1 protein-coding gene is annotated in these 1,291 nt (G+C 44.5%); it reads right to left on the minus strand.

The genetic code is table 11. The annotated features are described in order from the left end of the window. The coding region (locus BZG01_RS21720; protein ID WP_218973197.1) for a hypothetical protein at nt 1–1,291 on the minus strand (1,291 nt) is incomplete at both ends.

Raw genomic sequence — 1,291 nt, forward strand, 5'->3', positions numbered from 1 at the left:
GTGGTTTCACCGGTACTCCATAAATAAGTGGCACCAACATTTCCTGCATTAAATGTGATGCTGTTGCCGGAACAGGTTTCCTGATCAATTCCTAAATCAATAACTGGATTCGGATGTATTGTTGCATTGGCATCGTCTGTTGCTGAACAGCCGTTGGCATCAATTACTGTTACGCTGTAGTTTCCACTCGCCGAAACTGTAATTGTCTGTGTTGTTTCACCGGTACTCCATAAATAAGTGGCACCAACATTTCCTGCATCAAATGAAATACTGTTGCCGGCACAGGTTTCCTGATCGACTCCTAAATCAATAACTGGATTCGGATTTATTGTTGCATTGGCATCGTCTGTTGCTGAACAGCCGTTGGTATCAGTTACTGTTATGCTGTAATTTCCTGAAGCAGAAACTGTAATGCTTTGAGTAGTTTCACCGGTACTCCATAAATAGGTTGATCCTGCATTGCCGGCATCAAAAGTGATGCTGTTGCCGGCACAGGTTTCCTGATCGACTCCCAAATTAACTGTTGGGTTCGGATGTATTGTTGCATTGGCATCGTCTGTTGCTGAACAGCCGTTGGCATCTGTTACTGTTATGCTGTAATTTCCTGAAGCAGAAACTGTAATGCTTTGAGTGGTTTCACCGATACTCCATAAATAGGTTGATCCTGCGTTGCCGGCATCAAATGTGATGGTGCCTCCGGCACAGGTTTCCTGATCAATTCCTAAATCAACAACCGGATTTGCATGGATAGTTGCATTGGCATCGTCTGTTGCTGAACAGCCGTTGGTATCTGTTACTGTTACGCTGTAATTGCCTGAAGTAGAAACCGTAATGCTTTGAGTGGTTTCTCCTGTACTCCATAAATAAGTTGATCCTGCATTGCCGGCGTCAAAAGTGATCGTATTTCCTGAGCAAGTCTGCTGATCTGCTCCCAAATTGACGGTTGGATTCGGGTGTATTGTTGCATTAGCATCATCTGTTGCGGAACAGCCGTTGGCATCAGTTACTGTTACGCTGTAGTTTCCTGAAGTAGAAACTGTAATCGTCTGAGTGCTTTCTCCGGTACTCCATAAATAAGTGGCACCAACATTTCCTGCATCAAATGAAATACTGTTGCCGGCACAGGTTTCCTGATCGACTCCCAAATTGACGGTTGGATTCGGGTGTATTGTTGCATTGGCATCATCTGTTGCGGAACAGCCGTTGGCATCAATTACTGTTACGCTGTAATTTCCACTCGCCGAAACTGTGATTGTCTGTGTTGTTTCGCCGGTACTCCATAAATAAGTTG

This window comes from Labilibaculum manganireducens (assembly GCF_002843385.1).
Classification (GTDB): Bacteria; Bacteroidota; Bacteroidia; order Bacteroidales; family Marinifilaceae; genus Labilibaculum; species Labilibaculum manganireducens.